The sequence below is a fragment of the Pseudomonas sp. MPDS genome (assembly GCF_013283895.1).
Classification (GTDB): domain Bacteria; phylum Pseudomonadota; class Gammaproteobacteria; order Pseudomonadales; family Pseudomonadaceae; genus Aquipseudomonas; species Aquipseudomonas rhizophila.
The window spans coordinates 4,310,037-4,333,795 of record NZ_CP054128.1 but is presented as its reverse complement, the minus strand read 5'-3'; the positions used below and the strand labels follow the sequence as shown (position 1 = coordinate 4,333,795).

General features: G+C 61.8%; 15 protein-coding genes. 7 read left to right on the top strand and 8 right to left on the bottom strand.

Annotated elements, in window-relative coordinates; translation table 11 throughout:
• Window positions 1-13: 13 nt before the first annotated feature.
• Window positions 14-1,225, bottom strand: coding sequence for a CmpA/NrtA family ABC transporter substrate-binding protein (locus HQ912_RS19020; protein WP_047227153.1), 1,212 nt, complete (start codon window positions 1,223-1,225; stop codon window positions 14-16).
• Between the two features lie 238 nt (window positions 1,226-1,463).
• Here HQ912_RS19020 and HQ912_RS19015 point away from each other — a divergent pair, with 238 nt between their 5' ends.
• Window positions 1,464-2,483, top strand: a complete 1,020-nt coding sequence (locus tag HQ912_RS19015; RefSeq protein WP_047227154.1) for a quinone-dependent dihydroorotate dehydrogenase — start codon at window positions 1,464-1,466, stop codon at window positions 2,481-2,483.
• A gap of 307 nt (window positions 2,484-2,790) precedes the next feature.
• Here HQ912_RS19015 and rmf read toward each other — a convergent pair whose 3' ends face one another.
• On the bottom strand, window positions 2,791-3,006 hold the full coding sequence (gene rmf, locus HQ912_RS19010) for a ribosome modulation factor (RefSeq protein ID WP_003223300.1): 216 nt from the start codon (window positions 3,004-3,006) through the stop codon (window positions 2,791-2,793).
• Between the two features lie 531 nt (window positions 3,007-3,537).
• On the opposite strand from rmf, the gene rlmKL reads away from it, so the two are divergent.
• On the top strand, window positions 3,538-5,808 hold the full coding sequence (gene rlmKL / locus HQ912_RS19005; RefSeq protein WP_139050738.1) for a bifunctional 23S rRNA (guanine(2069)-N(7))-methyltransferase RlmK/23S rRNA (guanine(2445)-N(2))-methyltransferase RlmL: 2,271 nt from the start codon (window positions 3,538-3,540) through the stop codon (window positions 5,806-5,808).
• A gap of 143 nt (window positions 5,809-5,951) precedes the next feature.
• Window positions 5,952-8,336 (top strand): GGDEF domain-containing protein, encoded by a 2,385-nt coding sequence (locus HQ912_RS19000; RefSeq protein ID WP_173407160.1) that lies wholly within the window; start codon window positions 5,952-5,954, stop codon window positions 8,334-8,336.
• Window positions 8,337-8,461: 125 nt separating this feature from the next.
• Here the strand turns inward: HQ912_RS19000 and dacB are convergent, their stop codons facing one another.
• A complete protein-coding gene (gene dacB / locus HQ912_RS18995) occupies window positions 8,462-9,928 on the bottom strand; it encodes a D-alanyl-D-alanine carboxypeptidase/D-alanyl-D-alanine-endopeptidase (protein ID WP_076385650.1) in 1,467 nt (488 codons plus the stop codon).
• A 232-nt stretch (window positions 9,929-10,160) separates the two neighbouring features.
• Here dacB and HQ912_RS18990 point away from each other — a divergent pair, with 232 nt between their 5' ends.
• Window positions 10,161-10,505 carry a YggL family protein gene (locus HQ912_RS18990; protein WP_047227158.1) on the top strand — a complete coding sequence of 115 codons (345 nt, stop codon included), beginning with the start codon at window positions 10,161-10,163 and terminating at the stop codon, window positions 10,503-10,505.
• 158 nt (window positions 10,506-10,663) lie between these two features.
• Here HQ912_RS18990 and HQ912_RS18985 read toward each other — a convergent pair whose 3' ends face one another.
• Complete coding sequence (locus HQ912_RS18985; RefSeq protein ID WP_173407159.1) at window positions 10,664-11,854, bottom strand: benzoate/H(+) symporter BenE family transporter; 1,191 nt, start codon at window positions 11,852-11,854, stop codon at window positions 10,664-10,666.
• A gap of 240 nt (window positions 11,855-12,094) precedes the next feature.
• Between HQ912_RS18985 and HQ912_RS18980 the strand changes: the two genes are divergently transcribed.
• Entirely contained in the window at window positions 12,095-12,859 is a 765-nt protein-coding gene (locus HQ912_RS18980) for a GntR family transcriptional regulator (RefSeq protein ID WP_058545542.1), read from the top strand.
• Between the two features lie 131 nt (window positions 12,860-12,990).
• Here HQ912_RS18980 and guaD read toward each other — a convergent pair whose 3' ends face one another.
• From guaD to xdhA, 4 genes are all read right to left on the bottom strand, one after another.
• Entirely contained in the window at window positions 12,991-14,295 is a 1,305-nt protein-coding gene (gene guaD, locus HQ912_RS18975) for a guanine deaminase (RefSeq protein ID WP_173407158.1), read from the bottom strand.
• A gap of 19 nt (window positions 14,296-14,314) precedes the next feature.
• Entirely contained in the window at window positions 14,315-15,157 is an 843-nt protein-coding gene (xdhC, locus tag HQ912_RS18970) for a xanthine dehydrogenase accessory protein XdhC (protein WP_173407157.1), read from the bottom strand.
• Window positions 15,158-15,285: 128 nt separating this feature from the next.
• Window positions 15,286-17,679, bottom strand: coding sequence for a xanthine dehydrogenase molybdopterin binding subunit (xdhB, locus tag HQ912_RS18965; protein ID WP_173407156.1), 2,394 nt, complete (start codon window positions 17,677-17,679; stop codon window positions 15,286-15,288).
• The gene (gene xdhA / locus HQ912_RS18960; protein WP_173407155.1) at window positions 17,672-19,126 is read right to left on the bottom strand and encodes a xanthine dehydrogenase small subunit; all 1,455 of its coding nucleotides are present in this window, start codon (window positions 19,124-19,126) and stop codon (window positions 17,672-17,674) included. Before xdhA ends, xdhB begins: the two co-directional genes overlap by 8 nt.
• Window positions 19,127-19,508: 382 nt before the next feature.
• Here xdhA and HQ912_RS18955 point away from each other — a divergent pair, with 382 nt between their 5' ends.
• Together HQ912_RS18955 and smc are read left to right on the top strand one after the other, a co-directional pair.
• On the top strand, window positions 19,509-20,168 hold the full coding sequence (locus HQ912_RS18955) for a GntR family transcriptional regulator (protein ID WP_047227164.1): 660 nt from the start codon (window positions 19,509-19,511) through the stop codon (window positions 20,166-20,168).
• A 2-nt stretch (window positions 20,169-20,170) separates the two neighbouring features.
• Complete coding sequence (gene smc / locus HQ912_RS18950) at window positions 20,171-23,659, top strand: chromosome segregation protein SMC (protein WP_173407154.1); 3,489 nt, start codon at window positions 20,171-20,173, stop codon at window positions 23,657-23,659.
• Window positions 23,660-23,759 lie beyond the last annotated feature (100 nt).

The following is a 23,759-nucleotide window of genomic DNA, read 5'->3' as shown; positions in this document are numbered from 1 at the left end:
GTCGTGGCTCCTGTCAGCGGCTGGCGAAGAGGGGAGCCGCATCGCTCAAAGCGTGCAGTTTGAAGCTTTTGGCATAAGCGGCCGGATCCGAGCCGTCCCAGATGGTGCCGTCGATCAATTGGCTGCTGCGCATGTCCTGGCGGGGGGCGGCGATGTCCAGTGCCGCGCAGGCTTGACGGTATAGCGTGAGCTGCTGGACTTGCTGTGCCACGGCCAGATAATCCGGGTCTTCACGCAACAGGCCCCAGCGGCGGAACTGGGTCATGAACCACATGCCATCGGACAGGTAGGGCAGGTTCACTTCGCCGTTGCCGTGGAAACGCATCGCGTGAGGGTCCTGCCAGCTGTTGCCCAGCCCGTCGGCGTAAATCCCTAACAGGCGCGGCTCGATGCAATCCAGCGGTGCGTCCAGGTATTCGGGGGCACTCAATAGTTGTGCGGTGCTGCGGCGGTTCTCGGTGCTTTGCTCAATGAAGCGACTGGCTTGCAGGATCGCCATCACCAGTGCGCGGGCGGTATTGGGGTATTGCTCGACGAATGCACGGGTGCAGCCGAGGACTTTTTCCGGGTGATCGGGCCAGATGGTTTGAGTCGTCGCCAGGGTGAAGCCCAGGTTCTGTTTGACCGCACTGGCGCACCACGGCTCGCCCACGCAGAACCCGTCGATCCGTCCGGCCTGCAGGTGGGCGATCATTTGCGGCGGCGGTACCACCACACTGTCGACATCCGACAGCGGATGGATGCCTTGAGCGGCGAGCCAGTAATAGAGCCACATGGCGTGGGTGCCAGTGGGGAAGGTCTGGGCGAAAGTCAGTTTCGGGCGAGTTTGGTGCACATGCTGTTCCAGTGCCTCAGGACTGGTCACGCCTTGGGCCTGCAAGCCATGGGAAAGGTTGATGCTCTGGCCGTTCTGGTTCAGCCCCATCAACACCGCCATGTCGGTCGGCGCGACCCCGCCGATGCCCAGGTGCACCGCGTAGATCAGGCCATACAGGCTGTGGGCGGCATCGATTTCACCACTGACCAGCTTGTCCCGCAGGTTGGCCCAGGACGCTTGGCGCTTGAGGTTCAAAGTCAGCCCGTAAGGCTGGGCAAAGCCCTGGGTGGCGGCCACCACCAGCGGCGCGCAGTCGCTCAAGGCCATGAAGCCAAGATTGATCGCGCTCTTTTCCGGGGCATCGCTGCCGTTGACCCAGGCCAGGGGGTTGGCTGGAACTTCATTCATCGCGCATCACCTTTCCACAAAAAAAGGCGCCGTATCCGGACGCTTGCAAGGCCGGATGACGACGCCGTTGTCCTTCAAATACAGTGTGGCACTCATTCCGTCGTTGGCATGGGTGCCGATGAACGCAAGTGGTGCAAGGCATATGCCATCGCCGCTGTTTTGTGCAGGCGCCTCGCGTGCGTCGTCGTAGCCCGGCTATAATCGCCGCCTCATTTCGTCGCCTGAGTCCAAGCCGCCCATGTACACCCTGGCCCGTGAACTGCTGTTCAAACTTTCCCCGGAAACCTCCCACGATCTGTCCCTGGACCTGATCGGTGCGGGTGGACGTTTGGGCCTCAATGGTCTGCTGTGCAAGGCGCCGGCTAAATTGCCGGTGAATGTGATGGGGCTTGAGTTCCCCAACCCGGTCGGGCTGGCGGCGGGCCTGGACAAGAATGGCGCGGCCATCGACGGTTTTGCCCAGTTGGGGTTCGGTTTCGTGGAAATCGGCACCGTTACCCCGCGTGCCCAGCCGGGCAACCCCAAGCCACGGATTTTCCGCCTGCCGCAAGCCGAGGCGATCATCAACCGCATGGGCTTTAACAACCTGGGCGTCGACCATTTGCTGGGGCGTGTGGCTGCCGCCAAGTACAAGGGCGTGCTGGGCATCAACATCGGCAAGAACTTCGACACACCGGTGGAGCGCGCGGTTGACGATTATCTGATCTGCCTGGACAAGGTCTACGCCCACGCCAGTTATGTGACCGTCAACGTCAGTTCCCCGAACACTCCGGGGCTGCGCAGCCTGCAATTTGGTGATTCGCTCAAGCAACTGCTGGCTGACCTGGCTCGACGTCGCGCCGAATTGGCGGTGATCCATGGCAAGCATGTGCCACTGGCCATCAAGATCGCCCCGGACATGACCGACGAAGAGACCGCACAGGTGGCCCAGGCCCTGATCGACACCGGAATGGACGCGGTGATTGCCACCAACACGACGCTGGGTCGCGAAGGCGTCGAAGGGGTGGAACACGCCGACGAGGCGGGCGGGCTGTCCGGTGCGCCGGTGCGGGACAAGAGCACCCATACCGTGAAAGTGCTGGCCGCCGAACTGGCGGGGCGCTTGCCGATCATCGCGGCGGGTGGCATCACCGAGGGCAAGCATGCTGCCGAAAAAATCAGCGCAGGCGCGAGCCTGGTGCAGATTTATTCGGGCTTTATCTATAAGGGGCCGGCGTTGATTCGGGAATCGGTGGATGCGATTGCTGCACTGCGTTGATTCTCAAGGTGCAACGCGATTCAACTGTGGCGAGGGGATTTATCCCCGCTGGGGCGCGAAGCGGCCCCAAACAGCTCACTCGTTAAACCTGACACTCTGAGGGGCTGCTGCGCAGCCCAGCGGGGATAAATCCCCTCGCCACAACTGTATTCACAGCCCAGCTTTTTGCAGTGTTCATGAAACCCAGGCATTAAAAAGGGCTCCTCGAAGGAGCCCCCTGGGCCGAAGCCCGCCGTCCGGATGGGACGTGCGTGGTTAAATCGATGTGAGTATCAAATTGTCGAGTTCTTGAGTGTTAAGCCCTGTGTCAGCCGACGGCGTGAAGTTCGTTGAGTCTATGGATACCCGCAGTGCCGGTCATACCGTCCCAGTTGTCGCCGCGTCCTTCTCGCCAGCCATTGATCCAGGCTTGACGTACCGACGGTAGAGTAAAGGGGCAAAGCTCACGGGATTTACCACCAACGCCATATTGGTAACCGCGTAAAAATGCTCTTTCCAACGGATCACGCTTAAGTCTTCTCATAGGGTGTTGCCCTCACTTGTTGACTGTTGCTTAGCGTCGACCTCTATCGAGGCCGGGGCAGAATCATTCTGCCGTTGGTGGCTCGTTGCCGGCGTGACGAGCCGAGGTGTTGACGCCGTTGCGACGTCAACCTGTGTTGAGTTCTAACCAAAGCGTCACATGGATGGAATGATCGTTTTGTCATAAGCACGTAACAATAAAGATGTTAGGGCGATAAGTAACATGATGTTCGTCACCCGCTTTCAGGCAAGACCCCTGTATGATCGGCCCTGCATCGAAGGGTGCAGCCCTCAGGCGAATGAGAATGTCCCCCCGTTGCACTCGGGTACTATTCGACGAAAGGGTCGAGTTTTCACAATTTGTTGCACAGAATTTTTTATCTGCCCTCGCCTCTAAGCTCTTTTAACCTGAGCGGCGAGGGCGGCACGGCACACTTTCGTGCCACACGGGTGCTCTTGAGAAAAGCACCTGATTGAACCCGGCCCGGCAATGCGTTGCCCGGTCCACTTAGCCAAAGGCTCTGGAAATCCCATGTCCGATCGTTTCGAACTCTTCCTCACTTGCCCCAAAGGTCTTGAAGGCCTGCTGATCGAGGAAGCCGTCGGGCTTGGCCTTGAAGAGGCGCGTGAGCACACCTCGGCCGTGCGCGGCATGGCCGACATGGAAACGGCTTATCGCCTGTGCCTGTGGTCGCGCCTGGCCAACCGCGTATTGCTGGTGCTCAAGCGCTTCCCGATGAAGGATGCCGAAGACTTGTACCACGGCGTGCTGGATGTGGATTGGCAAGACCACATGCTCGCCGATGGCACCCTGGCGGTGGAGTTCAGCGGCCACGGCTCGGGTATCGACAACACCCACTTCGGCGCCTTGAAGGTCAAGGACGCCATTGTCGACAAGCTGCGTACCCCGACAGGCGAGCGGCCATCCATCGACAAGCTCAACCCGGACCTGCGCATCCACCTGCGCCTGGACCGCGGCGAAGCGATCCTTTCCCTGGACCTTTCTGGCCACAGCCTGCACCAGCGCGGCTATCGCCTGCAGCAAGGCGCCGCGCCCCTGAAAGAAAACCTCGCCGCGGCCATCCTGATCCGTGCCGGCTGGCCGCGTATTGCCGCTGAAGGCGGGGCGTTGGCTGACCCGATGTGCGGCGTCGGTACCTTCCTGGTGGAAGCCGGCATGATCGCCGCCGACATGGCGCCGAACCTGCGTCGCCAGCAGTGGGGTTTTACCGCCTGGCTCGGCCATGTGCCGGCGTTGTGGAAGAAGCTCCACGAAGAAGCCACCGAGCGTGCCGCTGCCGGCCTGGCCAAGCCACCATTGTGGATTCGCGGCTACGAAGCCGACCCACGGCTGATCCAGCCGGGCCGCAACAACGTTGAGCGGGCGGGCCTGAGCGAGTGGATCAAGATTTATCAGGGGGAAGTCGCCACGTTCGAACCCCGCCCGGACCAGAACCAGAAAGGCCTGGTGATCTGCAACCCGCCGTACGGCGAGCGTCTGGGCGACGAAGCCAGCTTGCTCTATCTCTATCAGAACCTCGGCGAGCGCCTGCGCCAGGCCTGCCTGAACTGGGAGGCCGCAGTGTTCACCGGCGCGCCGGACCTGGGCAAGCGCATGGGCATTCGCAGTCACAAGCAGTATTCGTTCTGGAACGGCGCCTTGCCGTGCAAATTGCTGCTGATCAAGGTCCTGCCCGATCAGTTCGTCACCGGCGAGCGTCGTACCCCGGAACAGCGCCAGGCCGAGCGTGAGCTGGCTGAGTACGATCAGGCGCCGGAAGTACCGCAAGAGCGCCAGTACAACAAGAACGGTAACCCGATCAAGCCGGCTCCGGCTCCGGCTCCTGTGGTCGAGCAGGCCCGTTTGAGCGAAGGCGGGCAGATGTTCGCCAATCGCCTGCAAAAAAACCTCAAGCTGCTGAGTAAATGGGCCAAGCGTGAAGGCGTGGACTGCTACCGGGTCTACGATGCCGACATGCCGGAATACTCCATGGCCATCGACCTGTACCACGATTGGGTTCACGTCCAGGAATACGTCGCGCCAAAATCCATCGACCCGGAAAAGGCCTCGGCCCGGCTGTTCGACGCCCTGGCGGCGATTCCCCAGGCACTGAACGTTGACAAGAGCCGAGTGGTGATCAAGCGTCGCGAGCGGCAGAGCGGCACCAAGCAGTACGAGCGCCAGAGCACCCAAGGCAAGTTCACCGAGGTCAACGAAGGCGGCGTGAAGCTGCTGGTCAACCTCACCGACTACCTGGACACCGGGCTGTTTCTCGACCACCGGCCGATGCGCCTGCGGATCCAGAAAGAGGCGGCCGGCAAGCGCTTCCTCAATCTGTTCTGCTACACCGCGACCGCCAGTGTCCACGCTGCCAAGGGCGGTGCGCGCAGCACCACCAGTGTCGACCTGTCGAAAACCTACCTGGACTGGGCGCGGCGCAACCTGTCGCTCAATGGTTTTTCGGACAAGAACCGCTTGGAGCAGGGCGACGTGATGGCTTGGCTTGAAGCCAGTCGTGACGAATACGACCTGATCTTCATCGATCCGCCGACATTCTCCAATTCCAAGCGCATGGAAGGGGTGTTTGACGTGCAGCGCGACCACGTCCAACTGCTGGACCTGGCCATGGCCCGCCTGGCGCCGGGTGGTGTGCTGTACTTCTCCAACAACTTCCGCAAGTTCCAGCTCGAGGACAATCTGGCGGAGCGTTACGCGGTGGAGGAAATCACCGCCAAGACCATCGATCCGGATTTTGCCCGCAATGGCAAGATTCACCGTGCCTGGAAAATCATGGCCCGCTGACCTATAGCCGATTGGATCCATGGAAGCCTTGAAACTCAAGGCTTTCAGGCGTTTTTGTGCTGGTCAAAGTGATGGCTAATAGCTATAACTTAAGCCTGTGGACAGGGCAGTACCTACTGCCTGCCCCTTTCTGAGTTGTATTTATGGCATTGCATCAGGTACGCCCCAGAATCCTGGGTTTTATCAGCGAAGATGTGTCGGCCTGGCTGGTGGCTTCGCTGGTGCTGCTGGCCGGTGCGTTCCTGACCGGTTTGCTGACCTGGGCGATGGCCAATCTGTTTGACCAGCAATTGCGCCAGCGCTTTGAACTGCAAGCCGATGAACGCTTTAGCCGCATCGAGGAACGTTTTCAGGACCAGGAGCAACGTCTCGACAGCCTGAGGCGTTTCTTTGCCAACTCGGCCGGGGTTTCCGAGAGGGAATTCCATGGCTATGCCGAAGCGTTGCTGCGGCGCACCCAGGCGTTCGCCTGGGCGCCTCGGGTGCTGCGCGACGAACGATCATCGTTCGAACAACAAGCCCGCACCGAGGGGGGCGATACGTTTTCCATCCGTGAGCCCGACGACTCCGGTGGCTTGCGTCTGGCCGCCGAACGGGACGAATACGTGCCGGTGTTGTACCTCCAGAGTCAACCTTCCTTCAAGGCTCCACGGGGCTTGGACCTGCTCGCCCAGCCCTTGCGCCGTGCCACCCTTGAGCGCGCTCGCCATCGGGAGACCATAGTGGTATCGCAACCTTTGGACCTGGCGGGAGAGGCCGCCACCGCCACCCGCGGGGTGTTGCTGGTCGCGCCGGTCTCCAAGGCGTGGTCCAAGGAACCTTTCGGTTACGTCGTGGCTGCCGTCAGCATGCGCCAACTGGTGGGTGATGGCCTGCCGGCGCCCGGTCAGGACAACCTTTCGATGCGGGTCATGGACCTGTCCACGGACGATCGGGAGGAAGTGCTGTTCGAGTCACTCGATCCACCGGGCGAAAGTGACTTGTCGGCGACCCGCCTGTTGCGCCTGGCCGATCGTGACTATCGGATAGAGTTGCGGCCCAGTCACATGTTCCTGTCCACCAACCCTTCCTCGGTGGCCAGCCTGGTGGTATTGGGGGGCTTGCTCAGCCTGCTCCTCAGTGCGCTGCTGTATGTGCTGGTCAGCCAGCGACAGCGGGCCCTGCAGTTGGTCGAGCTGCGGACCCGAGAGCTGCGCGAGCGTGAGCAGGAACTGCGGGGCACTCATGGTCAGTTGCGTGGTGTGCTGAATGCCGCGACCCAGGTTGCGATCATCGCCACGGATCTTCGCGGGGTGATCACCACGTTCAATGCGGGCGCCGAGCAGATGCTTGGCTACGACAGCGGCGAGGTTCTGCACTGCATGACCCTCGAAAGCCTTCACTTGCCGCGCGAGCTCCAGGCCCGGGCCGTACAACTTGCTGCGCGTTATGGCAAACCGATTCCCACGTGCCACGCAATGTTGGTCGAGGGCGGCGAACAGGGTGGCCAGCAGGCCCGGGAATGGACTCTGGTGCGCCGCGATGGCAGCCATCTGACCGTGAACATGCTGGCGACACCGATGCTCGATGATCAGGGGCTGTGGGTCGGGCATCTGGCGATCTGCATCGACATCACCGAACGCAAGCGCGTTCATGAGGCCTTGGCCGCCCGGGACCTGTTGCTGAAAAAGCTCAGTGCCCACGTGCCTGGGGGCATCTACCAGTTCAAGATGGATTTCAATGGGCGTTTCAGCGTGATTTATGCCAGTGATGGCATTCGCGATATCTATGAACTGGAGCCCGAGACACTGGTGCGCAACGCCGAATCGATTTTCTCGCGCATCCATCCGCTGGACAGTGCGCGCGTGCGCAGATCGATCCGCACTTCGGCCGACACCCTGAGCCCATGGCGCGAGGAGTATCGCCTGCAGCTGCCGCAGCGGGGGTTGCGTTGGGTGCGCGGCGAGGCCACGCCTGAGGAGCTGCCAGGCGGCGGGGTGTTGTGGCACGGTTATATTTCCGACATTTCCGATCTCAAGCGGGTGGAAGAAGAACTGCGAGCCTTGTCAGTGACCGACGCCCTGACAGGTATTCGCAACCGGCGCTATTTCCAGGAGCGCCTGACCACGGAGATGGCGCGGGTGGAGCGGGGCACCGGCGAGTTGGCGGTCATCATGCTCGACATCGATCACTTCAAGCGCATCAACGATCAGCATGGTCATGCAGTGGGCGATCGGGTGTTGCAGGCGGTTTGCCAGCGCATCACCCAGCGGCTGCGACGTACCGACGTGTTCTGTCGGCTGGGCGGTGAAGAGTTCGTGGTGTTATGCCCGGACACCGACGGCGAAAGTGCCCAGGCCTTGGCCACAGGGTTGTGGGAAGGGCTGCGCAGCGCGCCGATCGAGGACGTGGGTGTCATCACGGCCAGCTTCGGTATCGCCACCTGGCGGGTCGGGGAGGGGGCGGATGCGCTGCTGCTGCGGGCCGACTCGGGGGTGTACGCGGCCAAGCAGGCCGGACGGGATCGGGTTGAGGTGCAGTTGGGGTAGGCGTTCGCGCCGGTGATCGATGTGGGAGCGAGCCTGCTCGCGATAACGGTGTGCCATTCAACATCGCTGTTCACTGGCTGACGCATCGCGAGCAGACTCGCTCCCACATTCAATTTGGTACGGGTTTAGAGCACCGAAGCCGTCTGCGGCAGTTTCGGCTGGCGGTACAGGTCCAGCAGTACCTGGTCCAGCACCGACGAAGCGCCCCATGGCCGCGGATCGTTGAGAATCGCCACGACGGCCCAGGTGTTGCCGTTGATGTCACGGCTGTAGCCCGCGATGGCGCGAACGGTGTTCAGGGTGCCGGTCTTGACGTGGGCTTCGCCGGCCATGGCGGTGGTCTTGAGACGTTTGCGCATGGTGCCGTCGGTGCCGGCGATGGGCATCGAACTGATGAATTCGGCGGAGTACGGGCTGCGCCACGCGGCTTGCAGCATTGCCGCCATTTCCCGGGCACTCACCCTTTCGGCGCGGGACAGGCCGGAGCCGTTTTCCATGACCAGGTGCGGCGCGGTGATGCCTTTCCTGGCCAGCCACTGGCGTACCACCCGCTGTGCCGCTTTGGCGTCGTCACCGTCGGCTTCGTTGCGGAACTCTGCGCCCAGGCTCAGGAATAATTGTTGGGCCATGGTGTTGTTACTGTATTTGTTGATGTCGCGAATGATCTCCGCCAGGTCCGGCGAGAACGCCCGGGCCAGCACCTTGGCGCTGCTCGGGGTCGCCGCCAGGCGGTCCTTGCCCTGAATGCTGCCGCCCAGTTCCTTCCAGATCGCCCGCACCGCTCCGGCGGTGTAGGTGGGGTGGTCCAGCAGCGCCAGGTAAGTCTGGGAGCTGCAACCGTCACCGAGCTGGCCGCCGACGGTCACGGTCACGCTGCCGTCTGCCTGGGGCACCGGGTTGTAGCGCACGCCACCGGTGCATTGCTTGGAGTTGAGTGCCTTGACCTGGTTTTCGATGCGAATGCTGGCAATCGGCGGCTCCACCGACACCAGCACCCGGCCGGCGTCATTGCGGGCGACAAAACGCAGGGCCTTGAGGTTGACCAGCAAGGAGTCGGGCTTGACCAGGAACGGTTTGTTCTTGTCGTTGCCGTCGTCGTTGAATTCAGGCAACTGCGGTTTGATGAAGAAACCACGGTCCAGCACCAGGTCCCCGGTCACCTGTTGCACGCCATTGGCCCGCAGGTCGCGCATCAGCAGCCAGAGTTTTTCCATGTTCAGCTTGGGGTCGCCGCCACCCTTGAGGTACAGGTTGCCGTTGAGAATCCCGCCGCTGAGGGTGCCGTCGGTATAGAACTCGGTTTTCCACTGGTGATTGGGCCCCAGCATCTCCAGGGCGGCATAGGTGGTCACCAGCTTCATGGTGGAGGCCGGGTTCACCGAGACGTCGGCGTTGTACAGGGTCGGGGTGCCAGGGCCGTTGAGCGGGATCATCACCAGGGACAAGGCGTTGTTTTGCAGCTTGCTGTTCTTGAGGGCCTTTTGCACATTGGGCGTCAGGGCCGTGTTGATAGTGGCGGCGCTGGTGGATGCGGGCAGGGCCAGGGGAAGAAGAAGGCTCGCCAAAAGCAGTGGACGCAAAGATCTGATCATTTGAAATAAAACCCTACGGGCGAGGGGGGAAAAAACGAGGACATGAAAATGAACGCCCTCAACGTCATGAAAGTGTCGGCATTATGCCCCAAGGTGCAACGGCTTGTGCCGTGCCTGAGCCCTTCAGGGCGCTATTTTTTACCGACGGTAGGCCCACACACCCGATCAGGCGGGCAAACAGTGCACCAAACTGGTAGAGTGCCGGCCGTTATTACTTATGAGGATTGTTCCAATGGCGACTAACCGTTCCCAGCGTCTGCGCAAAAAACTGTGCGTGGATGAATTTCAAGAGCTGGGTTTCGAACTGAACCTGGATTTCAAAGAAGATCTGGCCGATGAGGCCGTTGACGCTTTCCTCGACGCTTTCCTGAAAGAAGCCATGGAAGCCAATGGCCTGGGCTATGTTGGCGGCGACGACTACGGTCTGGTTTGCCTGCAGAAGCGTGGCTCGGTGTCCGAAGAGCAGCGTGCGGCCGTTGAAGCCTGGCTCAAGGCGCGTCCTGAGCTGACCAGCGTTGAAGTCAGCCCGCTGATGGACGTCTGGTACCCGGAAAAGCCGATCAATCCGGTCGCTTGATGGTCTGAAACCGGCAGCCCGTTTGGGTGCCGGTTTTTTTGTGCCTGTCGGTTGGGGTTATCGTTCCCACGCTCCTCGTGGGAATGCCTCTAGGGACGCTCCGCGTCCAGTGACGCGGAGCGTCACGGGTGGCATGCCCACGCAGAGCGTGGGCACGATCAATCGTTACGCCAGTTCAGGATCACTAAGGTCAACACCCCCGCCACAATCCCCCAGAACGCCGAGCCGATGGAAAACAGCGTCAACCCCGATGCCGTGACCATGAAGGTGATCAGTGCCGCTTCCCGTTCCCGGGCTTCGCTCATGGCGATGCTCAAGCCATTGATGATTGAGCCGAACAGCGCCAGCGCCGCGATGGACAGTACCAACTCCTTGGGCAGCGCCGCGAACAACGCCGCCAGTGTCGCGCCGAACACCCCGGCAAGCCCATAGAAAACCCCGCACCAGACTGCTGCCGTGTAGCGTTTGTTACGATCCTCATGGGCGTGGGGCCCAGTGCAGATGGCCGCGCTGATGGCCGCCAGGTTAATGCCGTGGGAGCCGAACGGCGCCAGCAGCAGCGAGGCGATGCCGGTGCTGGTGATCAGCGGCGAGGCCGGTACGTTGTAACCGTCGGCCCGCAGCACCGCGATGCCAGGCATGTTTTGCGAAGTCATCGCCACCACGAACAATGGAATGCCGATGCTGATGGTGGCCGCCAGGGAGAAGTGCGGCGTGGTCCATACCGGTGTGGCGACTTCCAGGGCAAAGCCGCTGAAGTCCAGCAGCCCCATCAAGCCTGACAGAGCTGTACCGATCAGTAACGCCGCCAGCACTGCGTAGCGCGGCGACAGGCGCTTGACGATCAGGTAGGTGAAAAACATCCCCAGCACCAGACCGGTTCGATGCTGGGTGGCGACGAAAATCTCGCTGCCGATCTTGAACAGGATCCCCGCCAGCAACGCCGCCGCCAGCGAGGCCGGAATGCGCTTGACCAGGCGCTCGAAGCTGCCGGTCAGGCCACAGATCGTCACCAGCACCGCGCAGGTGATGTAGGCGCCGATGGCCTCGCCATAACTGACCCCGCCCAGGCTGGTGATCAGCAGCGCCGCGCCGGGTGTCGACCAGGCGATGGTGATCGGTGTGCGATACCGCAACGACAGGCCAATGGAGCACACGGCCATGCCGATGGAAATCGCCCAGATCCACGAAGAAATCTGCCCGCTGGTCAGCCCTGCCGCCTGTCCGGCCTGGAACATCAACACCAGCGAACTGGTGTAGCCGGTCATCATGGCGATGAAACCGGCGACGATCGCCGATGGCGATGTATCGGCCAACGGACGAAGTGGCGTGGTCGTGACTTCGGTCATGGTGGGCGGTGGTCCTTGTTGTAAATTGCAGGAGGGCGGGGGCCACAGATTCGGGGTTTAAGCCTAAACTCAACTCCATTGCCAATTGCAATACAGCCACGTCCGTAAACAGCCGTACAGTCGTGTTGCCATCAGAGGTTGTGTACAATCGACGTATTATTTACGTGATACTTGTCAGCGACCCGCTGAGGCGTATTACAGTCACGGTCAATTCGCCGCAGTTCTCCGACTCGAGTGCCCATGAACGAACAGTTGCAGCCCCTCAAGAAACAACCGCGAGCAGGCAAAGCCGGCCGCAGCGGAACCCAGGACGATATTGTCTATGCGCATATTTTCGAGGCCATCCTCGAACAGCGTCTGGCGCCCGGTACAAAGTTGAGCGAAGAGGCGTTGGGGGAGATTTTCGGGGTCAGTCGCACCATCATTCGCCGCGCGTTGTCACGCCTGGCCCACGAAGGCGTGGTGCTGTTGCGGCCCAATCGCGGCGCCGTGGTGGCCAGCCCGAGTGTTGAAGAGGCCCGCCAGGTATTCATGGCCCGGCGTCTGGTGGAGCGGGCCATCACCGAACTGGCCGTGCAGCACGCCACCGCCGAGCAGCTTGCCGAGCTGCGGCAGATGGTCAGCGACGAGCGCGACAGTTTTTCCCGTGGTGACCGTGGCGCCGGCATCCGCCTGTCAGGCGAGTTCCACCTCAAGCTGGCCGAGGCGGCGAGGAACGCCCCGCTGATCAGCTTCCAGCGCAGCCTGGTGTCGCAGACCTCGCTGATCATCGCCCAGTATGAAAGCGGCAACCGCTCCCACTGTTCCTACGACGAACACACCCAATTGATCGACGCCATCGAGGCCCGCGATGCCACCCTGGCGGTGGACCTGATGATGCACCACATGGACCACATCGACAGCAAGCTCAACCTCGACGAAGAAAGCGCGTCGGATGATTTGCATGCGGTGTTTTCGCATTTGTTGCAGAGCAAGAAGCCAGGGCGGTCGACGGCCAAGCTTTGATGAGTTGAATCAGTCATACCGAGTTGCCTTCATCGCGAGCAGGCTCGCTCCCACAAGGGTTATGTGATTGACACAAATCCACTGTGGGAGCGAGCCTGCTCGCGATTGGCAGTCTGACAGGCGCTAGAAATCTAGCGCTGATGCACCAACCGGCCCGCCGCAAAGGTCTGCGCCACCGTCCGGTCATCCCCCAGTGTCATCAACACAAACAACTTCTCGGCAATGTCCCGGGCCTGCTTGAGGCGATAGCTCAACAGCGGCGTGGCGTTGTAGTCCAACACCAGAAAGTCCGCATCGCTGCCCTGCTGCAAGGTCCCGATCCGGTCTTCCAGGCGCAAGGCCCGGGCGCCGCCAAGCGTGGCCAGGTACAGCGACTTGAACGGGCTCAGGCGGGCGCCCTGCAACTGCATCACCTTGTAGGCTTCGTTCAGGGTTTGCAGCAGCGAAAAACTGGTGCCGCCCCCCACATCCGTACCCAACCCCACGTTCACTTTGTGCTTCTCGGCCATTGGCAGGTTGAACAGGCCGCTGCCGAGGAAAAAGTTCGAGGTCGGGCAGAACGCGATGGCCGAACCGGTCTCGGCCAGGCGCGCGCATTCGTCGTCACACAGGTGCACGCCGTGGGCGAACACCGAGCGTTCGCCGAGCAGTTGGTAGTGGTCGTAGACGTCCAGATAACCTTTGCGCTCGGGGAACAGTTCCTTGACCCATTGCACTTCCTGCAGGTTCTCACTGATGTGAGTCTGCATGTACAGGTCGGGATATTCCCCCAGCAACTGACCCGCCAGGGCCAGTTGTTCCGGCGTGCTGGTCGGCGCAAAACGCGGGGTCACGGCGTAATGCAGGCGGCCCTTGCCATGCCAGCGCTCGATCAGCGCTTTGCTTTGGGTGTAGCTGGATTCGGCGGTGTCGATCAGGTAGTCCGGGGCGTTGCGATCCATCATCACTTTGCCGGCGATCATCCGCAGGTCGAGTTTCTCGGCCACCTCGAAAAACGCGTTCACCGATTGCGGGTGCACACTGCCAAACACCAGCGCGGTGGTGGTGCCGTTGCGCAGCAGTTCCTTGACGAAAATATCGGCGACGGCGTCGGCATGAGCCTTGTCGGCGAACTGACTTTCGCAGGGGAAGGTGTAGGTGTTGAGCCAGTCCAGCAATTGCTCGCCGTAAGCCCCGACCATGCCGGTCTGCGGCAGGTGGATGTGGGTGTCGATGAAGCCGGGCGTGATCAGTGCGTCCTGGTAATGAGTGATCTCGATGTCGGCCGCCAGGGTCGGCAGCAATTCGCTGGCGTGGCCGATGGCGCTGATCTGGCCGTTTTCCACCACCAGCAGGCCGTCTTCAAAATATTCATAGGACGCTTCAATGCCGACTTCGGCAGGGTCGGCGAGGCTGTGGAGCAGGGCGGCGCGGTAGGCTTTACGTGTCAGGGGCATGGGAATTCTCAACGATTGTTCAACGGTTCGCCTGGCTGCGGCGCGAGGCCGGCAACAGCTTGGCAATCGGTTCGGCGCGCGTGGTGTGCTGGCCGAAATCCGCGTTATAGGTGGCGATGATTTCACCGGCGATGGAGATGGCGATTTCCACAGGCAACTTGCCTTTGACGTCGCCAATGCCCATCGGGCAGCGCATGCGCTGCAAGGTGCTGCTGTCGAAGCCGCGCTCGCGCAGGCGATGTTCGAACTTGACCCGTTTGGTTTTCGAACCGATAAGGCCGAAGTAAGCGAAGTCGTTGCGCTTGAGGATCGCGGCGCTCAGTTCCAGGTCGAGCTGATGGTTGTGGGTCATGACGATGCAGTAGCTGCCGGCGGGCAGTTCGTCGATTTCATCCAGCGGCTCTTCGCTGACGATCTTGCGCACGCCGTGGGGCAGGTGTTCAGGAAACTCCGCTTCCCGGGAGTCGATCCAGCGCACCTTGCAGGGCAGGCTCGCCAGCAGCGGCACCAGGGCGCGGCCGACGTGGCCGGCGCCGAATACGGCGATCTGCGCCTGGACCTGGCCCATGGGTTCGAACAGCAACACGGTCACGCCGCCGCAGCACTGGCCCAGGCTGGCGCCGAGGCTGAAGCGCTCCAGATGGGTGCTTTGCTGGCCGCTGGCGAGCATCTGCCGGGCGATCTCCATGGCTTTGTATTCCAGGTGGCCGCCACCGATGGTGTCGAACGTCTGGCTGGCGCTGATCACCATCTTCGAACCGGCATTGCGTGGGGTCGAGCCGAGTTCTTCGATGATCGTCACCAGCACGCAGGGTTCACCGCGATCTTGCAGGTCGGCGAGGGCGCTGATCCAGTTGTACATATTTCACCTCAACTGATCGTTCCCACGCTCTGCGTGGGAATGCATCTTTGGACGCTCCGCGTCCGCTCTTCAAACTTCGACGCAGAGCGTCGGGGGTTGCATTCCCACGCAGAGCGTGGGAACGATCATCAAATGGCTTCGGGCTCGGCTTCCTTAACCTTCGCCACCCGCAACCCACGCATCTGCTCACACCCCCACAACACCCGCTCCGGTGTCGCCGGTGCATCGATTTTCGGCTGGTGCTGGTAATCCCCCAGGCTCGCCACGGCATCCTTGATGGCGCACCACGCGGCGATGCCGAGCATGAACGGCGGTTCGCCCACGGCTTTGGAATGGAACACCGTGTCTTCCGGGTTCTTGCGGTTTTCCACCAGCTTGACCCGCAGATCCAGCGGCATGTCGGCCACCGCCGGAATCTTGTAGCTGGCCGGGCCGCAGGTCTGTAGCTTGCCTTTGTCGTTCCATACCAGCTCTTCCATGGTCAGCCAGCCCATGCCCTGGATGAAACCGCCCTCGACCTGGCCGATGTCGATGGCCGGGTTCAGCGAGGCGCCGACGTCGTGGAGGATGTCGGTGCGCAGCATCTTGTATTCGCCGGTCAGGGTGTCGACGATTACCTCGGCGCACGCTGCGCCGTAGGCGTAGTAGTAGAACGGCCGGCCCCGGGCCTGGCTGCGGTCGTAATAGATTTTCGGGGTCTTGTAGAAACCGGTGCTCGACAGCGAGACCTGGGCGAAATACGCCTGCTGCACCAGCGCCTCGAACGTCAGGATGTGATCGCGCACCCGCACATGGCCGTTGTGGAACGCCACGTCTTCTTCGCTGACCTTGTACTGCCGCGCGGCGAACTCCACCAGGCGCTGCTTGATGGTTTCGGCGGCATTCTGCGCAGCCTTGCCATTGAGGTCGGCACCGCTGGAGGCAGCGGTGGGCGAGGTGTTCGGCACCTTGTCGGTATTGGTCGCGGTGATCTGTACCCGGTCCATTTCCACCTGGAACACTTCGGCCACCACTTGCGCGACTTTGGTGTTCAAGCCCTGGCCCATTTCCGTGCCGCCATGGTTCAGGTGGATGCTGCCGTCGGTATAGACATGAATCAGCGCCCCGGCCTGGTTGAGGAAGCTGGCGGTGAAGGAAATACCAAATTTCACCGGGGTCAGCGCCAGGCCTTTTTTCAGGATCGGGCTATTGGCGTTGTAGCGGCGGATCGCTTCGCGGCGCTCGGCATACTGGCTGCTTTGCTCGAGTTCGGCGGTCATCTCCTCGAGCATGTTGTGCTCGACGGTCTGGTAGTAGTGGGTGACGTTACGCTCGGTCTTGCCGTAGTAGTTGGCCTTGCGCACCGCCAGCGGATCCAGCCCCAGATGCCGGGCGATGGCGTCCATCACCTCTTCGATGGCGACCATGCCTTGCGGCCCGCCGAAGCCACGGTAAGCGGTGTTCGACGCGGTATTGGTCTTGCAACGATGGCCGTTGATGGTTGCATCGCCCAGGTAGTAGGCGTTGTCGGCATGGAACATCGCCCGGTCGACAATCGAGGCCGACAGGTCTGGCGAGCAACCGCAGTTGCCGGCCAGCTCCAGGGCAATACCGTGCAGGCGCCCGGTGCTGTCGAAGCCGACGTCGTATTCGATGTAGAAAGGGTGGCGCTTGCCGGTCATCAGCATGTCTTCGACCCGGGGCAGGCGCATCTTGGTCGGTTGGCCGGTGAGGTGGGCGATGACCGCGCACAGGCACGCCGGGCTGGCGGCCTGGGTTTCCTTGCCACCAAAGCCGCCGCCCATGCGGCGCATGTCCACCACGACTTTGTTCATCGAAATGTCCAGCACTTCGGCCACCAGTTTCTGCACTTCGGTGGGGTTCTGTGTGGAGCAGTAGACGATCATGCCGCCGTCTTCGGTGGGCATCACCGAGGAAATCTGGGTTTCCAGGTAAAAGTGTTCCTGGCCGCCAATGTGCAGCGAGCCCTGGATGCGATGTTCGGCGCTGGCCAGTGCCGCCGCCGAATCTCCGCGCTGGTGGGTGTGGCTATCCAGCACGAAATGCCGCTTGCGCAGGGCCTCGACCACGTCCAGCACCGGTTCCAGATCTTCGTATTCGATGATGGCCGCCATCGCTGCCTTGCGCGCGGTTTCCAGGTCCCTGGCGGCAACGGCCAGCACCGGTTGGCCGACGAACTGCACGTCATCGATGGCCAATAGCGGGTCACCGGGCAGCAGCGGGCCGATGTCCTTGAGGCCGGGCACGTCTGCATGGGTGATGGCGATGCGCACGCCTTCGAAGGCGTAGCAAGGCGCGGTGTCGATGCGCAAGATCCGGGCGTGGGCGCGGTCCGACAGCCGGGCATAGACGTGCAACTGGTTCGGAAATTCCAGGCGATCATCGATGTACTGGGCTTCGCCGGACACATGCTTGGCGGCGCTGTCATGCTTGACGCTGCGGCCCACGCCGGTGGTCAGGTCGCGGGCGAACAGTTCGGCCAGCTCGGCTTGAGTCTTCTCTACGGCGTGATGGTTAGACATAAGCGGTCACCCGAGTCTCGATGTGCGGCGTTTGCAGTTCGATGAAGTATTTGCGCAGCAGGTTGCGGGCGCTGAGCAGGCGGTATTCCTTGCTGGCGCGGAAGTCCGACAGCGGTGTGAAGTCCTCGGCCAGTGCGGCGCAGGCACGTTCGACGGTGTTGTCGTTCCACGCGGCACCGATCAACGCGGCTTCACAATGCTTGGCGCGCTTGGGCGTCGCGGCCATGCCACCGAAGGCCATCCGGGCGTCCTGGACCACGCCATGCTCGATACGCAGGTTGAACGCCGCGCATACGGCGGAAATGTCATCGTCCAGGCGCTTGGAGACCTTATAGGCGCGGAACGCCTGCTCGGCGCTGGCCCGGGGCACGATGATCTTCTCGATGAATTCGCTTTCCTGGCGGGCGGTCACCCGGTAATCGATGAAATAGTCTTCCAGCGCCAGGGTGCGACGGGTCTGGCCCTTGCACAAGACGATCTGCGCGCCGAGGGCGATCAGCAAGGGCGGCGAGTCGCCAATCGGCGAGGCGTTGCCGATGTTGCCGCCCAAGGTGCCCTGGTTGCGGATCTGCAACGAAGCGAAGCGCTGCAGCAGTTCGCCGAAGTCCGGGTATTCAGCCTGCAAGGCTTCGTAGCAGTCGGAGAGTGCGGTGGCGGCGCCAATCTCCAGGCGATCGGCGAAACGCTCGATACGCTTGAGCTCAGCGACGTTGCCCACGTAGATCATCACCGGCAGGGTGCGATGGAACTGGGTGACCTCCAGGGCCAGGTCCGTGCCACCGGCCAGCAGGCGCGCCTGGGGATACGCGTCATAAAGATCGGCCAGGTCGGCCACGGTCAACGGCACCAGGCAGCGTTTGTCGCCGCTGTTGAGTTCACCCGTGTCAGTCGGTGCGATGGCTTTGAGGCGAGTGATGGTCTCGGCTTCGCGGGCGTCGAACTGGTCCGCTTGCCTGGCGCAGCAGACCTGCTCGGCGGCCGCCAGAATCGGCCGGTAGCCGGTGCAGCGGCACAGATTGCCGGCCAAGGCTTCGTGGGCCTTATGGGCGTCGGGCTGTTCGCTGTTCTTTTGCAGGGCGAACAGGGACATCACGAAGCCCGGTGTGCAGAAGCCGCATTGCGAACCGTGGCAATCGACCATCGCCTGTTGGACGCTGTGCAACTGGCCCTGGTGCTTGAGGTCTTCGACGCTGATCAACTGCTTGCCGTGCAGGGACGAGACGAAGGTCAGGCACGAATTGAGGCTGCGATAACGAATGCGTTCACGGCCGTCCTCGTCGGTCTGCAACTCGCCCACCACCACGGTGCACGCACCACAGTCGCCGCTGGCGCAGCCTTCTTTGGTGCCGGATTTGCCGAGGTGTTCGCGCAAATAGTTGAGCACGGTCAGGTTCGGGTCCAGGGCGTGCTCGCTACGGAGTTCCTGGTTGAGTAAAAACTGGATCACGGAAGGCCTCGCAGACTCATTATTGTTGTATCGACTTGGGCTGAATTTAGCAGGTCTGACTTTGCGGTCAACGATTTTCTGACTTAAAGGTCAAGAAAATCCGCTTGGTCGATGAACAACGGTCTATAGACACTGTAGAACCCTGTGGGAGCCGAGCTTGCTCGCGATGACGGCGGTACATTCAGTATGGATGCATGCTGACAGACCGCTATCGCGAGCAAGCTCGGCTCCCACAGGTTCTTCCACAGATTCTGTTTCAGGATGAGGGCTCAAACTTTTTTGCTTGGATCGTGCCAAAAACCCGCTGCAGGCCCTGCGCCATGACGTATTGAGTGCGCTACACTGCGCCGCTTGTGCAAATCGAAGAGTTTGAAGGACAACCATGACGTTCAAGGCCCCGGACAGCCTCGCCGAGCAAATCGCCCATCACCTGGCCGAGCGCATCATTCGTGGTGAAATGAAGCCGGGCGAGCGCATCCAGGAGCAGAAGGTCACGCTGGCGCTCAACGTGAGTCGCGGTTCGGTCCGTGAGGCTTTGCTGATACTGGAGCGCCGGCATCTGATCGCGATCCTGCCTCGCCGTGGTGCACACGTCACCGAATTGAGCGAACACAAGGTGCGCAGCCTCTGTGCGCTGATGAGCGAGCTGTACATCCTGCTGGGCAACGCCGTGGCTCATGGCTGGCAGGAACAGGCCGACATGGCGCCGTTCATCGAGATCCAGCAGCGTCTTCAGGACGCCTTCGCGCGCCAGGACATCCGCACCTTCGTCGATGAAAGTTTCAGCGTGATGCGCGCCGCGTATCCCTTCGCCAACAACCCGTACTTGCAGGAAACCGTCGAGAACCTGCAACCGGCCATGAGCCGCGCCTACTTCCTGGCCCTGGAACAACGCAAGGCCGAGATGAGCGAATTCCTCGACCTGTTCCAGCGCTTGCTGACCGCCGTGCTGGCCCGTGATTTGCCGCAGATCCGCATCGTGCTGACGGCTTATGCCCAGCGCAGTTGCGATCTGGTGGTTTCTGCCCTGACGGCGGCCTGAACGTGCGGCTCAAATGCATCAAACTGGCGGGGTTCAAATCCTTCGTCGACCCGACCACGGTGAACTTCCCCAGTAACATGGCGGCGGTGGTCGGGCCCAACGGTTGCGGCAAGTCGAACATCATCGACGCCGTACGCTGGGTGATGGGCGAGAGCTCGGCCAAGAACCTGCGCGGCGAGTCGATGACCGACGTCATCTTCAACGGCTCCACCAGTCGCAAACCGGTGAGCCAGGCGAGCATCGAGCTGGTGTTCGACAATTCCGACGGCACCCTGATTGGCGAGTACGCGGCCTACGCGGAAATCTCCATTCGCCGCAAAGTGACCCGCGACAGCCAGAACAGTTATTTCCTCAACGGCGCCAAGTGCCGACGTCGCGATATCACCGATATTTTCCTCGGCACCGGCCTCGGCCCGCGCAGCTATTCGATCATCGAGCAGGGCATGATCTCCAAGCTGATCGAGGCCAAGCCCGAAGACCTGCGCAACTTCATCGAAGAAGCCGCCGGCATCTCCAAGTACAAGGAGCGGCGGCGCGAGACCGAAAACCGCATCCGTCGCACCCACGAAAACCTGGCCCGCCTGACCGACCTGCGCGAAGAGCTCGAACGCCAGCTCGAGCGCTTGCACCGCCAGGCCGAAGCCGCCAAGAAATATCAGGAATACAAAGGCGAAGAACGTCAGCTCAAGGCCCAGCTTTCGGCCCTGCGCTGGCAGGCGCTGAACGAGCAGGTCGGCCAGCGCGAGGCGATCATTGGCAATCAGGAAGTCAGCTTTGAAGCCCTGGTGGCCGAGCAGCGCAATGCCGACGCCGCCATCGAGCGCCTGCGTGACGGCCACCACGACCTGTCCGAACGCTTCAACCTGGTGCAAGGGCGCTTCTATTCGGTGGGTGGCGACATCGCCCGGGTCGAACAGAGCATCCAGCACGGTCAGCAACGGCTGCGCCAGCTGCAGGATGATTTGAAAGAGGCCGAGCGCGCGCGCCTGGAAACCGAATCCCACCTGGGCCACGACCGCACGTTGCTGCTGACCCTGGGCGAAGAACTGGACCGGCTCACGCCCGAGCAGGAACTCACCAGCGCCGCCGCCGAAGAGGCTGCCGCCGCCCTGGAAGAAGCCGAGCTGAGCATGCATGGCTGGCAAGAGCAGTGGGACAGTTTCAACCTGAGCTCTGCCGAGCCGCGGCGTCAGGCCGAAGTCCAGCAGTCGCGCATCCAGCAACTGGAAGCCAGCATGGAACGCCTGGCCGAGCGTCAGCGCCGTTTGGCCGAAGAGCGCGCCTTGCTCGCGGCGGACCCTGAAGACGCGGCGATTGTCGATCTGAGCGAACAACTGGCTGCCAGCGAAGCCACCCTTGAAGACTTGCAAGCCAGCGAAGATGCCCAGGTCGAGCGGCTCGAGCAACTGCGCCAGGCCTTGCAACTGGCCCTGCAGAATCAGCAGCAGGCCCAGGGTGAATTGCAGCGCCTCAATGGCCGTCTGGCTTCGCTGGAGGCCTTGCAGCAAGCGGCGCTGGACCCCGGCACCGGCGCTGCCGAATGGCTGCGCGACCAGCATCTGGCCGAGCGTCCGCGACTGGCCGAAGGCCTGAAGGTCGATGCCGGTTGGGAACTGGCGGTGGAAACCGTGCTGGGCGCCGATCTGCAAGCGGTGCTGGTGGATGACTTCGCAGGCTTCGATCTGTCGGGCTTCACTCAGGGCGATCTGCGCCTGCTCAGCCCGCCTGGCGATGGCGTGCGGATGCCGGGCAGCTTGCTGGATAAAGTCGAGGCCCAGGTCGACCTGTCTCCCTGGTTGGGGCAGGTGAAACCGGTGGACAGCCTTGAACAGGCCTTGGCCCTGCGCGGACAACTGGCGGCCAGGGAAAGCCTGATCAGCCGGGACGGCTATTGGGTCGGTCGGCATTTCCTGCGGGTGCGCCGGGCCAGCGAAGCCGAGAGCGGCATGCTTGCCCGAGGCCAGGAAATCCAGCGCCTGAGCGCCGAGCGTGAAGAACGCGAAGCGAGCGTCGAAGCCCTGGAAACCGAATTACAGAATCTGCGGGCGCAACAGCGCCAGCAGGAGAATGGTCGCGAACACTTGCGTCGGTTGTTGCAGGACGAAGCACGCCAGCAGGGCGAGCTCAAGGCGCAGTTGTCCGCCGGCAAGGCCAAGGTTGAACAACTGGCCTTGCGCCGCACGCGCCTTGAGGAAGAAATCGCCGAGCTGGGCGAGCAGCGGGCGCTGGAGCATGAGCAGATCGGTGAAGCGCGCCTGCAACTGCAGGAAGCCCTCGATGCCATGGCCGTGGACACCGAGCAGCGCGAGTTGCTGCTGGCTCAGCGCGACAGTCTGCGCGAACGCCTCGACCGGGTGCGCCAGGATGCCCGCCAGCATAAGGATCACGCCCATCAGTTGGCGGTGCGCCTGGGCTCGCTCAAGGCCCAGTACGATTCCACGCGCCAAGCGTTGGAGCGGCTGGAAATGCAGTCCGAACGCCTGACCGAAAAGCGCGAGCAATTGAGCCTGAACCTGGAGGAGGGCGAAGCGCCGCTGGAAGAGTTGCGCCTCAAACTCGAAGAGTTGCTCGACAAGCGCATGAGCGTTGATGAAGAACTCAAGACTGCGCAAATTGCCCTGGAAGATGCCGACCGCGAACTGCGCGACGCCGAAAAGCGTCGTAGCCAGGCCGAACAGCAATCCCAGCTGATCCGCAGCCAGATGGAACAGCAACGCATGGAATGGCAGGCCCTGACGGTGCGCCGCAAAGCCTTGCAGGACCAATTGCTGGAAGACGGCTACGACCTCGACGGCGTGCTCGCCACGTTGGTGGCCGGGGCCAACGAGAAAGACGCCGAAGAAGAGCTGGAACGCATCGCCGCGCGCATTCAGCGTCTGGGCGCTATCAACCTGGCGGCCATCGACGAGTACCAGCAGCAGTCCGAGCGCAAGCGCTATCTGGATGCCCAGAACGACGATCTGGTGGAAGCGTTGCAGACCCTGGAAAACGTCATCCGCAAGATCGACAAGGAAACCCGTAATCGCTTCAAGGATACCTTTGATCAGATCAACGGCGGTTTGCAGGCACTTTTCCCGAAAGTTTTCGGTGGCGGCAGCGCTTACTTGGAACTGACGGGCGAAGATTTACTCGATACAGGGGTGACCATCATGGCGCGTCCCCCGGGCAAGAAGAACAGCACCATCCATTTGCTCTCCGGGGGTGAAAAAGCGCTGACGGCATTGGCCCTGGTTTTTGCCATTTTCAAATTGAACCCGGCGCCGTTCTGCATGCTCGATGAGGTGGACGCGCCGCTGGACGACGCCAACGTGGGGCGTTATGCGCGGCTGGTAAAAGAGATGTCTGAAACGGTGCAGTTCATCTACATCACCCACAACAAGATCGCCATGGAAATGGCCGACCAGTTGATGGGCGTGACCATGCATGAGCCGGGTTGCTCGCGTCTGGTGGCCGTGGATGTGGAGGAGGCGATGGCGATGGTGGACGCGTGAAACACTGCTTGTAGGGCATCTATTTAGGATGCTGTAGGATTTTTTTGAGCCTTGGGCTTGTCGTTCAATTCACAGAATGGCGCAAGCCTACGCGACAGAC

What these genes read in the sequence shown, in the direction of transcription:
- HQ912_RS19020 (WP_047227153.1), bottom strand. Translation starts at nt 1,225, where the DNA reads ATGAATGAAGTTCCAGCCAACCCCCTGGCCTGGGTCAACGGCAGCGAT.
- HQ912_RS19015 (WP_047227154.1), top strand. Translation starts at nt 1,464, where the DNA reads ATGTACACCCTGGCCCGTGAACTGCTGTTCAAACTTTCCCCGGAAACC.
- rmf (WP_003223300.1), bottom strand. Translation starts at nt 3,006, where the DNA reads ATGAGAAGACTTAAGCGTGATCCGTTGGAAAGAGCATTTTTACGCGGT.
- rlmKL (WP_139050738.1), top strand. Translation starts at nt 3,538, where the DNA reads ATGTCCGATCGTTTCGAACTCTTCCTCACTTGCCCCAAAGGTCTTGAA.
- HQ912_RS19000 (WP_173407160.1), top strand. Translation starts at nt 5,952, where the DNA reads ATGGCATTGCATCAGGTACGCCCCAGAATCCTGGGTTTTATCAGCGAA.
- dacB (WP_076385650.1), bottom strand. Translation starts at nt 9,928, where the DNA reads ATGATCAGATCTTTGCGTCCACTGCTTTTGGCGAGCCTTCTTCTTCCC.
- HQ912_RS18990 (WP_047227158.1), top strand. Translation starts at nt 10,161, where the DNA reads ATGGCGACTAACCGTTCCCAGCGTCTGCGCAAAAAACTGTGCGTGGAT.
- HQ912_RS18985 (WP_173407159.1), bottom strand. Translation starts at nt 11,854, where the DNA reads ATGACCGAAGTCACGACCACGCCACTTCGTCCGTTGGCCGATACATCG.
- HQ912_RS18980 (WP_058545542.1), top strand. Translation starts at nt 12,095, where the DNA reads ATGAACGAACAGTTGCAGCCCCTCAAGAAACAACCGCGAGCAGGCAAA.
- guaD (WP_173407158.1), bottom strand. Translation starts at nt 14,295, where the DNA reads ATGCCCCTGACACGTAAAGCCTACCGCGCCGCCCTGCTCCACAGCCTC.
- xdhC (WP_173407157.1), bottom strand. Translation starts at nt 15,157, where the DNA reads ATGTACAACTGGATCAGCGCCCTCGCCGACCTGCAAGATCGCGGTGAA.
- xdhB (WP_173407156.1), bottom strand. Translation starts at nt 17,679, where the DNA reads ATGTCTAACCATCACGCCGTAGAGAAGACTCAAGCCGAGCTGGCCGAA.
- HQ912_RS18955 (WP_047227164.1), top strand. Translation starts at nt 19,509, where the DNA reads ATGACGTTCAAGGCCCCGGACAGCCTCGCCGAGCAAATCGCCCATCAC.